Annotated in this window: 13 protein-coding genes; 9 read left to right on the top strand and 4 right to left on the bottom strand. The window is 68.5% G+C overall.

Annotation, left to right across the window (positions count from 1 at the left end; translation table 11 throughout):
- Positions 1-500: hypothetical protein (locus tag BUC15_RS13265; protein ID WP_175558329.1), on the top strand; the 500-nt coding region annotated here is incomplete at its 5' end.
- Positions 501-714: 214 nt separating this feature from the next.
- Here the strand turns inward: BUC15_RS13265 and BUC15_RS13260 are convergent.
- Positions 715-2,091 (bottom strand): serpin family protein, encoded by a 1,377-nt coding sequence (locus BUC15_RS13260; RefSeq protein ID WP_073189078.1) that lies wholly within the window; start codon positions 2,089-2,091, stop codon positions 715-717.
- A gap of 3 nt (positions 2,092-2,094) precedes the next feature.
- Positions 2,095-2,571 (bottom strand): SigE family RNA polymerase sigma factor, encoded by a 477-nt coding sequence (locus BUC15_RS13255; RefSeq protein ID WP_073189076.1) that lies wholly within the window; start codon positions 2,569-2,571, stop codon positions 2,095-2,097.
- Between the two features lie 191 nt (positions 2,572-2,762).
- Here BUC15_RS13255 and lplAB point away from each other — a divergent pair, with 191 nt between their 5' ends.
- Positions 2,763-3,812 (top strand): lipoate-protein ligase LplAB, encoded by a 1,050-nt coding sequence (gene lplAB, locus BUC15_RS13250; RefSeq protein WP_073189073.1) that lies wholly within the window; start codon positions 2,763-2,765, stop codon positions 3,810-3,812.
- 212 nt (positions 3,813-4,024) lie between these two features.
- Here the strand turns inward: lplAB and BUC15_RS13245 are convergent, their stop codons facing one another.
- The gene (locus BUC15_RS13245; RefSeq protein WP_073189071.1) at positions 4,025-5,056 is read right to left on the bottom strand and encodes a hypothetical protein; all 1,032 of its coding nucleotides are present in this window, start codon (positions 5,054-5,056) and stop codon (positions 4,025-4,027) included.
- Positions 5,053-5,562, bottom strand: coding sequence for a SigE family RNA polymerase sigma factor (locus BUC15_RS13240; RefSeq protein ID WP_139280264.1), 510 nt, complete (start codon positions 5,560-5,562; stop codon positions 5,053-5,055). Before BUC15_RS13240 ends, BUC15_RS13245 begins: the two co-directional genes overlap by 4 nt.
- 246 nt (positions 5,563-5,808) lie before the next feature.
- On the opposite strand from BUC15_RS13240, the gene BUC15_RS13235 reads away from it, so the two are divergent.
- The 7 genes from BUC15_RS13235 to BUC15_RS19975 all read left to right on the top strand — a co-directional run bounded on the left by BUC15_RS13235 (position 5,809) and on the right by BUC15_RS19975 (position 13,132).
- Positions 5,809-6,903: a hypothetical protein gene (locus tag BUC15_RS13235; protein ID WP_073189068.1), complete on the top strand. Its 1,095-nt coding sequence runs from the start codon at positions 5,809-5,811 to the stop codon at positions 6,901-6,903.
- Between the two features lie 159 nt (positions 6,904-7,062).
- A complete protein-coding gene (locus BUC15_RS13230) occupies positions 7,063-8,370 on the top strand; it encodes an efflux RND transporter periplasmic adaptor subunit (protein ID WP_084189586.1) in 1,308 nt (435 codons plus the stop codon).
- A complete protein-coding gene (locus BUC15_RS13225) occupies positions 8,367-9,050 on the top strand; it encodes an ABC transporter ATP-binding protein (RefSeq protein ID WP_073189066.1) in 684 nt (227 codons plus the stop codon). The genes BUC15_RS13230 and BUC15_RS13225 overlap by 4 nt, the downstream gene beginning before the upstream one ends.
- Positions 9,047-10,270 carry an ABC transporter permease gene (locus BUC15_RS13220; RefSeq protein ID WP_073189064.1) on the top strand — a complete coding sequence of 408 codons (1,224 nt, stop codon included), beginning with the start codon at positions 9,047-9,049 and terminating at the stop codon, positions 10,268-10,270. Before BUC15_RS13225 ends, BUC15_RS13220 begins: the two co-directional genes overlap by 4 nt.
- Positions 10,271-10,287: 17 nt before the next feature.
- Positions 10,288-11,130: a hypothetical protein gene (locus BUC15_RS13215; protein ID WP_073189063.1), complete on the top strand. Its 843-nt coding sequence runs from the start codon at positions 10,288-10,290 to the stop codon at positions 11,128-11,130.
- Complete coding sequence (locus tag BUC15_RS13210) at positions 11,115-12,545, top strand: biotin/lipoyl-binding protein (protein WP_073189062.1); 1,431 nt, start codon at positions 11,115-11,117, stop codon at positions 12,543-12,545. Before BUC15_RS13215 ends, BUC15_RS13210 begins: the two co-directional genes overlap by 16 nt.
- Positions 12,539-13,132, top strand: a complete 594-nt coding sequence (locus BUC15_RS19975; protein ID WP_073189059.1) for an efflux RND transporter periplasmic adaptor subunit — start codon at positions 12,539-12,541, stop codon at positions 13,130-13,132. Before BUC15_RS13210 ends, BUC15_RS19975 begins: the two co-directional genes overlap by 7 nt.
- The last annotated feature ends 21 nt before the right edge of the window (positions 13,133-13,153 follow it).

The following is a 13,153-nucleotide window of genomic DNA, read 5'->3' as shown; positions in this document are numbered from 1 at the left end:
CGACGCCGACGCCGACCCCCACCCCGACGCCGACACCTACGCCCACCCTGACGCCGCCGGCTCCCCCCTGGGCACCGTCGGTTCCCTACACCGTCCCCGGCTACCACATCTTCAACGGACGTCAGTGGCTCACCACCTGCGAGACCTACTCGCAGACGACCCGCTGCCGCACGGAGATCTGGGCAACCACGGTGACCCGCAACGCGAACGGCTCCTTCGTCCGTCAGCAGGGGTGGGCATTCAACAACCTCACCTACCTGCCGTACATGACCAGGGCCCAGTGGGCGAACAACCCGCTCGGACACGCTGGTACTTGGAAGGACAGCAGCGGGCGCGACTGGCAGACCGTATGTGACACCCCGGCCACCGGCCGCGGGGCCTGCCGTACCTCCGTCCGGGCGACCGTCTACAGTGCCACCCCGAGGCCGGGAGGCGGCTACACCTTTGGCCAGTCGACCCAGTGGGTCTTCAACAACATGGTGCTGTTCCGCAACCCGTAAACCCGGTGGGTCGGTGATCTCACTGACCCCCCTGACCCCCGCCGCCGGCCCCGGGGAACCGTTTTGAACGGTTCCCCGGGGCCGGTTGGTCGCGCCGGGGACCATCGCGAGCCTCACACGGAACCGGACACAAGTCCCTGCACAAGGTCACGGAGGTTTCGTCACCGGCCCCCGGCGCTTCGCGCTGGGGGCCGGGCTCAACCAGCAGCGAGGCTCAACCAGCAGCGGACGGATCGACCACCGAAGCCAGGAACAGGGGCCACGACGTCGAAGTGTCGACGACCCGGAAGACGTATCCCCGATCCGCGACGAAGCTCCTCTCTGCAAGGACGGCGCTCTCATAGACGCCCATCTCCGTGACGGCCGCCCCGACGGTTCCCTTGGCTGAGACCTGCAGCACGCTCTGCTGCCACCACTGGCCAGCGAACGCACCGTCGAAGATGCCTCCGAGGTCGTTCAGGTCGATCTGTGGCAACGCCTTGAGCAGGTCCATCTTTGATCGCAGGTCCAGCACCGGCATCGTGGTGTCGACCTGCTCGACCGGCGCAGTCGCCAGCGCGGCTCCCGCCTCGGCCAGCTCGGCCTCGGTGAGCGCTGTCGGCGCAACCCCCGGCTTAGGGAGGATGACATCGGCCGCCAGGCGGTCGTCATAAGGCAACCGGATGGCCGTCCACCGGTCGCCCTCCGCGTACCGGGCAGGGACGATGCCCTGCAGCGCGTCGACCTTGCCGACCCCGTCGAAATCGAGGGCGAGGTCGTCCCGCTCGAACGGCGTCGCCCAGGCCGCGGAGAACAGCAACGCGTCCTGCGTCACCACCTTGAGTTCGGGCACCACCTCGATTGCCGATTCTTCGATCAGGCCACCGCTGTTCTCATTGACCCAGGCATCGAGAACCGCCTTCGCCTCGCCCTGTGTGGTCGCCACGACGGGCACATCGAACCATCGGGCCAGACGCTCAACGAACGGGGCCTCGGCCTCCCTGTCGATCGTGACCAACCGGTTGGCGAGGTGCAGGGCCGGAGTGACAGGCGGATCGACCAGGTCTATCCGGTCCGGTGACGTCTCATAACCCGTCAGGGACCGTCGCAGGTCGGAGTAGGCGCCCGACCGGGCGTCGCCGACGAGGCCGAGAGCCTCGTCGATGCTGGCCTCCGAGGCTCCCTCAGCCCCTTCAGCAGCCATGGCCAACGACAGGGCGAGCGAGCTCGGTGAGACCACCTGGTTGCCGGGCCCCGCCCCCTGGATCGCCGCCCACCCGAGCGCCTCGCTCGCCGCTGCGGCCGTCTCCGTCCCCTGGGCCACGAGAGCAGGGTTCGCCCCGCCCGCCGCGGAGCCGTCCCGTTCGTCCGCCTGGGAAGCGGCCTGCTGCGAAGAGGACTGACCGGCGAAGAGAGGGCCAATCGCAGACACCATGGCAGGCAGCGCAAAGCCCACGGCGACGGCCATCGCCCCGACGCCCGCAACCGAACCGGCAACTGCCCGGGAGCGGCTCCTGCGTTTCCTGGCCCCCGCAACCAGCCCCCTCGGGACCACCATTTGCGGTGCAACCTTCTTGAGTGCCTCCGCGACATCCCGGTCTTCGTCGATCATTGTTCAGACCTCCTGCAGGTGCGCCGACCCCCGGAGGGTCGCGCAGCCTCGGTGTGCGTACTTCTTGACGGTGCCCTCGCTGATGCCGAGCGCCTCGGCGACCTCGGCCACGGGGCGGTCCTCGACGTATCGCATGGTCATCACGGCGCGCTGCATGCGCGGCAGGGTTTCGAGGGCACGCATCACGTCGAGCCGTAACTCGACCGTCGCCTCGCTCCCCCTGACCTCCGGCACGTACTCCGACGGGGTCTCCGAGCGCCAACTGCGCCGTCGCCACCAGGAGATGTACGTGCGATACATCGTGGTGCGCAGGTACGCCTCGAACTTGTGGTCGTTGGCGAGCCTGTCGTAGGCGCCCAACGATTTCGCCAGCGCCGTCTGAAGGAGATCCTCGGCATGGTGCGCGTCACCGGTCAACGTCCAGGCCGCGCGCAGCAGATCGCCACCACGCGCCTCGACGAACGACTCGATGTCGGGCATGCCTCACCTCCACCAGCAACGACGCTCCGACCCACCTGTGAGGTTGTCATCGGAGCATAACGGCCCGTCGCTCCCAATTGCGGGTTGAAGGGCCGGGCTGGCGACCATCGCCGGTCGCCGCCGCCCGTGGCATCGTGTCCGCCGCACAGCCAAGATGTGGCAACCAGGGATCTGCTCGCTAGGCTCGGCGCATGCGTGGCGAATTCAAGGTTCCAGGTGGCAAGTTGGTGGCGGTCGACGTCGAGGTCGAACAGGGGATGATCACCCAGGCATTCGTGTCTGGCGACTTCTTCCTCGAACCCGACGAGGCCCTTGAGGACATCAACGACGCGTTGGTCGGGATGCCCTCCACGTCGTCGGTCCCCGATCTCGCTGACAACATCCGGATTCGGCTCGCAGACCACGTCCGCATGATCGGCTTCGCCCCTGAATCGGTCGGCATCGCGGTGCGCAGGGCGCTCGGGCACGCCACGGACTGGTCGGATCACACGTTCGACGTGATCGGCCCAGTCACGATGGACCCGCGGATGCACGTCGCGCTGGACGAGGTGATCGCTGGCGAGCTGGCGCGTGGGGAGGTCAACCCGAGCCTCAGGTTCTGGGACTGGGACCAGCCGCTCGTCGTGATCGGGTCGTTCCAGTCGTACAGGAACGAGATCGATGAAGCGGGTCGTGCGCGCCACGGCATCAACGTGGTACGCCGGATCACCGGCGGCGGCGCAATGTTCATGGAGCCCGGCAACTGCATCACCTACTCGCTGGTGGTTCCGCTTTCACTGGTGGAGGGGCTGAGCTTCGAGCGCAGCTACGAGTTCCTCGACCAGTGGGTCATGGGCGCACTTGCGAAGGTGGGCATCAACGCCCGCTACATCCCACTCAACGACATCGCGTCTGAAAAGGGCAAGATCGCGGGGGCGGCCCAGCGCCGGGTCACGGGCGGTGTGGTCGTGCACCACGTTACGATGGCCTACGACATCGATGCAGACAAGATGCTTGAGGTGTTGCGAATCGGTCGGGAGAAGCTCTCCGACAAGGGCACCAAATCGGCGAACAAGCGCGTCGATCCGCTGCGCTCCCAGACTCAGCTCCCGCGCGACGAGATCATCAGGGTCTTCCGGGAACATTTCGAGTCGATGTATGCCACGCAGGAACGCACCTACACCGAGGCGGAGTTGGGCGCGGCCTCCGAACTGGTCTCCACGAAGTTCTCCTCCGATGCCTGGACCAAACGGATCCCCTGAACCGACCAGGCACCGCCCACACCCGCCCCGTCGACGGTCGAGGCGAGGCCGACCTGCACCCAGCAGGCCAGGGCCCAGGTCGTGGCGGCCAGGAGAAGACCGACCCATGCCATGCGCAGCAGACGGCGCGCCTGTCGTCGGGTCATGGTTCGGCCCTCCTTCCTCTCATACGACGCTCTGGGGTCGGCAATTGGTTGCACGGGTTCGGACGCTCAGTCTGCGACGGCCAGCAGCACCGCCAGCTTGGGCGTCGGGGTCCAGAGCCGCGGGTTCCCATCGACGTCGGTGAAGACGAACCCACCGTCCTGCAACTCGCTGAGCACGAACTTGGCTCCCCAGCGGTCAACGACCTCGATGCGACGCTCCGGCTCGCGCGGTTGCCACACGTCGACCGCATCCGCGACATCGGCTGACACCGACTCCATGACTGCGTTGGCGACGTCCGGGTTGGTGGGGAGGTCGAGGTCGTTGATGACGTCGACCCGGTAGACGTCCCATAACTCGCCCGAGCGGGTGCAGGTCTGCACCGCCCTGACCTGTGTCGAATCGAACGGAAGGATCGACATGGTCGCTTCGCTGCAGGCTGCGGGCTCGTCATCGCGGAAATCCGACGTGGCGCGTTCCGCCGTCCATGCCTCGGTGGCCTGCGTCAGGAGTTCGTCGCCCCCTGAACGGAGCGTGGCGCCGTCGCTCAGGTTCCGGCACCCGTGCAGTTCACCGGTCACCGGAGCCAGTGACCCGTCGGCGTACTGGAAGACCAGCGTGTAGGCCATCCGGTACTCCATGGTGCAGGCCTGGTCGAGAGGGGCTTCGGGCTGGTCGAGGTATGCCTGCACGAGGTCGTCCAGCCCGGTGGTGAGCGGTTCGTTCGGGCCGAGGGTCATCTGGTCGCCGCAGAGCCAGGCCACCGTCGCGCCCTTCCTGACGGCCGGCAGGTCGCCCCTATCTGCCTCCGCCCAGCCCGCGACCTGTTCGGCCGCCGCTGCACAGGCGCTCTCCGCGTCCCCGACCGAAACCGTCTGGGGGGTCGGCGTCGAGGTGGGCGCGGGGCTGGCGACGATCTGGTTGGGCTGGTTGAGCAGGGCGATCCCGAGCGGGACGGCGAGCGCGACAGCCAGCGTCCCAGCCGCCACACCCCCGGCGACCCGGTTGCGGTGACGTCGGGCGTGGACCTTCTCAGGCCAGGCCTCGGTCGTCGGCTCGTCTGGGGCCGCGTCGTGGAACAGGTTGTGGATGTCGCTCATGATGCCTCCTCGGTCAGGTGGGTTGAGCGGCGCAGGTTTGCGGAGCCGCGGGAGGAATGGGTCTTGACCGACCCTTCGGAGATGCCGAGCAGGCTGGCCACCTCGGCGACCGGACGATCCTCGTAGAAGCGCAGCACCATGACGGCGCGCTGCATCTTCGGCAGTTCGGCCAAGGCGCGAGCCAGGTCGATGCGCGCAGGGGTCGGCGCCCCTTCCGCTACCGCATCAGGTAGTTCCCCGGTTGGGACCTCCCCGTTCCAGCGCCGTCGCCACCACTGGACGTAGGTCCGGTACAAGGTGGTTCGGACGTAGGCCTCGAACTCCTCGTCGTCTGCCACCTGCGGGTAGTGCGGGTACGCCTTTCCGAGCGCCGTCTGAACCAGGTCTTCGGCCTTGTGCGCTTCCCCGGTCAGGAACCAGGCGGCCCGGTACAACCGGCCAGCTCTCGTCCTGACGAAGTGATCGAAGTCCCGCACCTCAACGGGCATGATCTGGCTTTGGGTCATCTCGCCTCCTCACCCTGCACAACGCGTCGGCCCACCACTTTGGTTGACACCCGTTACCAGCGAAATCCCGCGTCACCAGCCGTATACGGCTGGTGACGAGCACAACCGTTGGTGTCCGCAGCAGAACGCTGGTAACCGCCACACAACCCTGGTAACCGCAGACAACCCTGGTAACCGCCATCCATCGCTGGTAACGACGAAGAACGCCGGAAGGATGCGACCCTGACTATCGACTACCATCCGCGCATGGACAGAGTACGGGCCATGACCTCCGAGAACGCCGGATACCGCACAGCTCTCGACGACGCGACGGTGACCGTCACGTCCGGACGCCCCGGGCGGGAACGGTCCTCAAGCAAGACCTTTGAGGACCGCTACAAGGCGATCGACTGGTCAGAGACCCAGGAACGGGCAAGGCTCCGCAAGGGGTTCCGGCTCGATGCCCCACCCGAGACCGTTCCGGTCGGCTCGCCCTTCCTCCAGCAGGCATGTGGCAAGTCCTACACGGGCATGCTCCCTGTCACCGCCACACCGTCGGCCATCCTCACCACGTTTCACGACGACGCGGACCTGCTGATTTCACTCAACCGCAGCGCGGCCGAGCCACGGCTCGTGGCACGGTCTCGAAGCCTGATCCGAGACCTCGCCCCCACCGGGCAAGGGCTGCTCGCCCTCGCAGATCACGTCGTGTGCCGCGTCGAGGCCTCGGGCGACCTCGTCCCCCTCACCGGCAGCCCGTCACAGCCTTGCGGGGTACTGGCCGTCGCCGCGGGCAGGGCACTGTGGTTCAACGACGGCCGTCTGGAGCTCACCGATCTGGCAACCGGCACGCTGGAATGGCACCGCGCGGTCGCCCCTGAACTCTACGACGGGCACACCGACCTTCTGACGGTGGCGCTGTCAAGCACGCATCTGGCCTTCGCCGCACGCTCCGGTGAAGTCGTCATCCGCAGCCTCGCCGACGGCACCGAGATGAGCCTCGAAGGCATTGATTTCCCCAACCGGATGGCCTTCTGGGGAGACTTCCTCGTCGTCCACGACCTGTACGGCAAGGGCCTGGCCCCGGTGGGGGTGTACTCGACCAGTACCGGTGAACCGGCCGGCTGGTGGCTCCCACCCGAGGGTGTGGCGAACTACCGCTTCGCCGTCTCCCCCGGCGGTTCACGGCTCGCCGTCGGTTCTCACTGCTGGGTGACCTGCTACCGGCTTGGGCAACCAGCGGCCGAGTTGACCTTCAGGATCGATCACGCCGTCCGCGGGGCGGGCCTGGCGTGGGATGGGGAGGACGCCCTGCTGGCACGCGTGGACGCGGGTTTCATCGCCGCATACCGGGTCAGCTGACCCCACCCGACGACAAGCCGTCCACCTGGGACGGTCTCTGAACGTGGCCCGGCAGCCACACAGGCTCCTCACAGGCCCGACCGAACCCCGTCACAGGCCAAGCCGCAAACATGTTTCTCCGAGGGACCGACCTCTACGGTCCATTTCTGAGGAACAAGCATGACCGACGGCGCAAGCCAACCCGAAGCACCACCACGCAGAAACCGCCTGGGACGGCCGACGACCTTGAAGGGCCGGATCGTCCTCGTCACGGCTCTGGCGCTCGTCGCGGCCGGCGGCGGCACGGCGGCCTGGCTGCTGACCCGACCCGACGAGGCGCCAACGGCCACGAGGCAGGTTGTCACGATCTCCCCCACGACGCTGAAGACCACGGTCAGCGCGAGCGGAACGCTCGAACCACAGCGCCAATCCGATCTCAGTTTCGGTTCATCCGGGACCGTCACGGCCGTCAATGTAGCGGTCGGCGACGAAGTGACCGAAGGTGAGGAACTGGCCAGGATCGACACCAGCGCGGTCGACATCGCACTCAGATCGGCCAAGGCGGACCTCACCGCTGCCCAGGAGTCGCTTTCGGACCTGGAGGATTCCGACGACGCGACCGACGCTGCCATCAACGCCGCCGAAGCCTCCGTGAAGGTCAAGCAGAACGCCGTGGCCTCAGCCGAGTCGGATGTGGCCGCAGCCACGCTGACGGCGCCGTTCGCCGGTGTCGTCGCTGCGGTCAACGTCGCCGTGGGTGACAGTTCCGGCTCCTCGAGCGGCGGTTCCGGGGCCGGGGGCTCCGTTGGAGGGGGCGGTGGTGGCGCCACGGACACCAGCACGGCGTCGGGCGCCATCACGCTGATCAGCAAGGATGCCTTCACCGTGTCCACCAGCGTGTCATCGAGCGACATCGCCAGCGTGTCATCGAGCGACATCGCCAGCGTCAAGCGCGGCCTCCAGGCCGAACTGACCGTCAGCGGCTCAGATGAAACGATCTACGGCACCGTCGAATCCGTTGCGGTAGTGGCCACCTCATCGACATCGGGCACCAGTTCGTTCCCCGTCACAATCAAGGTCACCGGTGCCCCGCAGGGCCTGTTCGCAGGTTCAAGCGTCACCGCCGACATCATCGTCAGCCAGCAGGCCGACGTGATCGCGGTGAGCGCTGCCGCTCTGACCACAGTCGACGGAGCCTCGACGGTCACGAAGGTCGTCGACGGCGTCGACACCGTGACGCCGGTCACCACCGGCGAGACGGTCAACGGCCAGGTCATCGTCACCGAGGGGCTGGCCGAGGGCGACCAGATCGTCGTCGAGATCACCACGCCGACCGGTGGGTCCGACGGTCAAGGCTCCGGCGGAACGCAGGGGGTCCCCGGGCAAGGGAACGGACAGCTGCCCGACTTCGGGTCGGGTGGCTTCTCCGGCGCAGGGATGCAGCCCCCGGACGGCCAGGGCGGGCAGCAGGGTGGGCCGAACCGATGAAGATCCTCGAACTGACCGACGTCACCAAGACGTACGCCTCGGGCGAGTTGGAGGTGCAGGCACTGCGCGGGACCTCACTCGAGGTTGAGGCTGGCGAGTACGTGGCCATCATGGGGCCGTCCGGGTCTGGCAAGTCGACCCTGATGAACATCCTGGGCTGCCTCGATCCCCTGACCAGCGGCACCTATCTGCTGGCCGGGCGCGACGTGGCGCACCTGGACGAGGACGAGCTGGCCGAGATCCGCAACCGCTACATCGGTTTCGTGTTCCAGCAGTTCAACCTGCTGCCTGCGCTGTCTGCCTGGCGCAACGTCGAGTTGCCCCTCCTTTACGCCGGGGTGGGGAAGGCCGACCGGAAGGAGCGGGCCGTCGCCGCCCTCGAACGTGTCGGGCTCGGCGACCGCGTCGGGCACCGCCCCGGCGAACTGTCGGGCGGTCAACAGCAACGCGTCGCCGTCGCCAGGGCGCTGGCCGGGGATCCGGCCATGATCCTGGCAGACGAGCCGACCGGAAACCTGGATTCCCGCTCAACCGAGGACGTCCTCTCCCTGCTCGACGAACTCCACTGGGCCGGCCGCACGATCGTCCTGATCACACACGAGGCCGACGTCGCTGCCCGGGCCGGGCGCGTGCTGCATGTGCGCGACGGGCTGATCACCGACCTGGCGGTGGCCGCATGAGGGGGCTCAACATCCTGCTGATCGCGCTCGAGGCGGTGCGCCTGAACCGGACCAGGTCGATCCTCACCATGCTCGGGATCACCATCGGGATCGCCTCGGTGACGCTGACGGTCGGGCTGGGGCTCGGCGCCCAGCAGCAGGTCAAGGACCAGATCGGAGCTCTCGGCTCCAACCTGCTGATCGTCTCTCCCGGCAGTTCCACCAGCGACGGCGTGCGCGGCGGCTTCGGCAGCGCCACGACGCTGACCAGGGCCGATGCGGAGGCCCTTGCCTCGCAGGAGGTCGCGCCGAGCGTGGCCGGGGTCGCGCCGGTGTCGTCAACCAGTCAGACTCTGATCGCCGGGTCGACGACCTGGACCTCGCAGGTCGTCGCCGCGACCCCGTCATGGCAGCAGGTCCGCTCCCGTGAGCTGGCTACCGGTGAGTTCATCACCGATCAGGACGTGGCCGACCGGTCCCGCGTCGTCGTGCTGGGCTCCGAGACGGCTCAGGAACTCTTCGGCGGCCGCGCCGTCGGGCAGAGCGTCACGATCGCGGACACCGACTTCACCGTCGTAGGGGTGCTGGAGTCGACGGGGTCGTCATCGGAGACGAGCAGCGAGGACGACACGGTCCTGATGCCATGGACCACCGCGGCCACGACGGTCGGCACCTCCGTGTCGAGCGTGTCGACCATCTACATCGAGGCGGCCTCCTCCGACCTGCTCTCTGCCGCCTACCAGGAGGTCGACGCCGCGTTGTCGACCCGCCACGGCACCACGGCCGACGACACGGCCGACTTCTCGATCTCGACGCAGGAAGCCATCGTCTCGGCCGCCACTTCCACCGACCGGACCATGACCATTCTCCTCGGCGGCATCGCTGCCATCTCGCTGCTCGTCGGCGGCATCGGCGTCATGAATATCATGCTGGTCAGCGTCTCGGAACGGGTCCGCGAGATCGGGCTCCGCAAGGCGCTTGGCGCCAAACCCGCGGTGATCCGCTCGCAGTTCCTCACCGAGGCAGCCGTACTGGGCCTGGCAGGAGGGGTCCTCGGCCTTGGGATCGCGGCCCTCGGCGCGGCCGTGCTGCCCCGCTTCCTGGACCAACCGGTGCAACTCGTCTGGTGGGCCGTCGCCGGTTCGCTGGTCGTCGCCGTCGGGGTTGGCCTCGTCGCAGGCGTCTACCCCGCGGGCCGCGCGGCCCGCCTCTCTCCGATCGACGCGCTGCGTCACGAATGACACGAAGGAATCTGAAAATGGGTATCTCACTTCTCAAACCACTGACCGGGATTGCGCTGATCGCATCGGTGTCGCTGGCCTCGGCCTGCGGCTCATCGACCGCGCCCACCGACACGGCAACCGCCCAACCGACGGCCACGGCAAGCGCCGACCAGCAGGGCGGGCAGCCCTCCGAGGGGAGGGGCGGTGGTCGCCCGGGCGTCAGCGGGATCATCGCCGACGTCACCGACCAGACGTTGCAGGTGCAGGGACAGGGCGGGCAGACGGCCGTGACCTGGACGGCCGAGACCATCTTCACCAAGCAGGTGGCCGGCACGGTCGCCGACATCACCGTCGGGTCCTGCATCAGCGGTTTCGGCGAGCAGGCCGACGGAGCCGAAACGGTCACGGCCACCAGGATCGCCGTCAGCCCGGCAGAGGACGGATCGTGCTCGGGCGGGTTCGGTTCAGGGACGGGCAGGGGCGGCGGTGACGCTGCGCAACAAGCCCCCCAGGACGGACAGGAGCCACCTTCCGGGATGCCGACCGATCGCCCCGAAGGGATGCCGACCGATCAGCCAAGCGGGATGCCGAGCGGCGCTCCCGGTGGAGGCGGTGGCATGGTCGCCGGGCTCGTGACCGCGGTTGACGGCTCGACCGTGACCCTTCAGCAGACCCGGCCAGGCTCTGAGGAGGCCACCACGGTCACCTTCACATTGGGAGCCGATGCGACGGTCACCACCACCGGTGCCGCCACCGCAGCCGACGCGACGGTCGGCTCCTGCGTCACCGCACAGGGTGAGGCAGACGACACAGGTGCCGTGACGGCGACCTCAATGAGCCTCAGCGAAGCGACGGACGGCGAATGCGGGACGCGGTGAAGGCCAGACGCAGACCCCGCCTGCTCATCGGCGGGCTTGCGGTGATCGTCCTTCTCGGGGCGGGTGGCGCATACCTCGCCATCCGGCCGTCCGCGGCGTCCGCTCTAACCCTCGGTGAGGTGCGCACCGGAACACTGAGCCAGAGCCTCACCGGCAGCGGGACCGTCACCTCGGTCGGCACCCTGGAGGTCGCCTTCCCAGCTTCGGCGACGGTGACTGCGGTGGACGCCGTCGTCGGCGACACCGTCACCGCTGGGCAGGTCCTCGCCACCATCGATTCGACCGCCCTCTCCGATGCGCTGGACGAAGCCGAACTCAAGGTGAGGCAGGCCGAGGAGAATCTGGCGGAGGCACAGGACACCGAAGACGAGGACACGACCTCGACCACGACAGAGACCACCGCGGTCGGCTCGACAGGTTCGACGGCTTCCACCGTCGCTACCGCATCGGCCCGTCCCAGCAGCGTGCCCACGAGCGCGACGACATCGGCCCCGAGCGCGACGGCGTCGACATCGGCGCGGCCCTCCGGGGGTGCCTCGACATCGCGCCCGAGCGCCAGCCCGACGACGACGCCCTCGGCCGACCAGCCCGGACAGGCGCCGAGCGAGGCGGATGTGGCGAAGCTCGTGGAGAACCTGGAGGTGGCGAGGGCTGCCTTCGACGCTGCCTGGCAGTCCTTCAGCGACGACCTCGCCGCGGCCACCGCTGAGTGCGTCGCCTCGGTGGTGTCTCCAGAACCGTCGGCGACCCCCTCCCCCGAATCGTCCGACACCCCCACACCTACCCCCTCGGGGACCCCATCGCCCGAGCCCTCGGCAGAGCCCTCGGAGGATTCCGCAAGCGATGGCTCGTCCACGGGCGCGACGACGGCGACCAACGTCGAGCAAGTGGTCAGCCGCGACGACTGCATCGCGGCGCTGGAGTCGCTGGAAGACGTCGAGGCGGCGCTCATTGCCGCGCGCGACCGGTACGACTCGTGGGTCGACCAGTTGGTCGACGCCGCCAAGGCCGGGGCTGCCTCGGATGGGGCGGACACGCCCGGTGACGGGCAGCCCAGCGCCGCCCCGACATCGCAGCCCTCTGCCTCGTCACCGACTTCTCAGCCCTCGGCCTCGTCCCCGACGCCTCAGCCGACGAACCAGCCGAGTGCGACTCCGACGGGCGGCACTTCCGACACCGGCACGGGCTCGGCCGGCACCGCCGGTTCGCAAGCCGGTTCGGGAGGCGGCGCCGACACCAGCGCGACCGGCTCGGGCGACACCGGAACCGGCGGGTCCCCGACCGGCTCAAACGGTGGCATGGGCGGCACGGCCACCACCGTCGCGCAGGCAGAGGCGGTGCGGAACTGGACCACGCCAACGCGCAACTCGCGCTCGACGGGGCAACGCTCAGGGCCCCGGCAGACGGCGTGCTGACCGCGCTGCCGTTCACTGTCGGGCAGGCGGCCACGACCAGCCAGGTCGCCGCCGTCAAGACCAGCGACCAGGTTTCGGTGCCGATCGAGGTCGCCGTCGATGACATCGGCCAAGTCGCCGTCGGGCAGGAGGCGGTCGTGACCTCGGACACCGGGGGCACGTCGTCTGGCACCGTCGGCAGCATCGCGCTGCTCCCGACAGACTCCTCAGGCAGCTACACCTACACCGTCACCATCGCCGTCGGGGAGCGTGACGCCACGCTGCTGATCGGCACGTCCGCGACGGTCGACGTGACGGTCGCCTCGTCGTCGGACTCCGTCCTCGTCCCGATCTCGGCGGTGACGCTCACCGGCGACGACACCGGCACCGTGCAGGTCGTCGAGGACGGGCAGGCACGGTCGCAGGAGGTCAAGCTCGGGGTCCGCGGCGCGACACACGTCGAGGTGGCCGAAGGGTTGAGCGCCGGTGATCGGGTCGTCTTGTCCGACCCCTCGCTCGCCATACCGACCAGCGACACTTCCACCACAGGTCGCGGCGGGCTCGGCGGGGGCTTCCAGCCGGGCGGGGCGACTGGTCCCGGGCGCTGAGCACGACCGGCGGCCGCCGGG

The sequence above is a fragment of the Tessaracoccus bendigoensis DSM 12906 genome (assembly GCF_900141915.1).
Taxonomy (GTDB): Bacteria; Actinomycetota; Actinomycetes; order Propionibacteriales; family Propionibacteriaceae; genus Arachnia; species Arachnia bendigoensis.
This window is presented reverse-complemented; position numbering and strand designations above follow the sequence as displayed.

Coding starts and splice junctions, on each gene's coding strand:
- BUC15_RS13260 (WP_073189078.1), bottom strand. CDS start 2,091: ATGATCGACGAAGACCGGGATGTCGCGGAGGCACTCAAGAAGGTTGCA.
- BUC15_RS13255 (WP_073189076.1), bottom strand. CDS start 2,571: ATGCCCGACATCGAGTCGTTCGTCGAGGCGCGTGGTGGCGATCTGCTG.
- lplAB (WP_073189073.1), top strand. CDS start 2,763: ATGCGTGGCGAATTCAAGGTTCCAGGTGGCAAGTTGGTGGCGGTCGAC.
- BUC15_RS13245 (WP_073189071.1), bottom strand. CDS start 5,056: ATGAGCGACATCCACAACCTGTTCCACGACGCGGCCCCAGACGAGCCG.
- BUC15_RS13240 (WP_139280264.1), bottom strand. CDS start 5,562: ATGACCCAAAGCCAGATCATGCCCGTTGAGGTGCGGGACTTCGATCAC.
- BUC15_RS13235 (WP_073189068.1), top strand. CDS start 5,809: ATGGACAGAGTACGGGCCATGACCTCCGAGAACGCCGGATACCGCACA.
- BUC15_RS13230 (WP_084189586.1), top strand. CDS start 7,063: ATGACCGACGGCGCAAGCCAACCCGAAGCACCACCACGCAGAAACCGC.
- BUC15_RS13225 (WP_073189066.1), top strand. CDS start 8,367: ATGAAGATCCTCGAACTGACCGACGTCACCAAGACGTACGCCTCGGGC.
- BUC15_RS13220 (WP_073189064.1), top strand. CDS start 9,047: ATGAGGGGGCTCAACATCCTGCTGATCGCGCTCGAGGCGGTGCGCCTG.
- BUC15_RS13215 (WP_073189063.1), top strand. CDS start 10,288: ATGGGTATCTCACTTCTCAAACCACTGACCGGGATTGCGCTGATCGCA.
- BUC15_RS13210 (WP_073189062.1), top strand. CDS start 11,115: ATGCGGGACGCGGTGAAGGCCAGACGCAGACCCCGCCTGCTCATCGGC.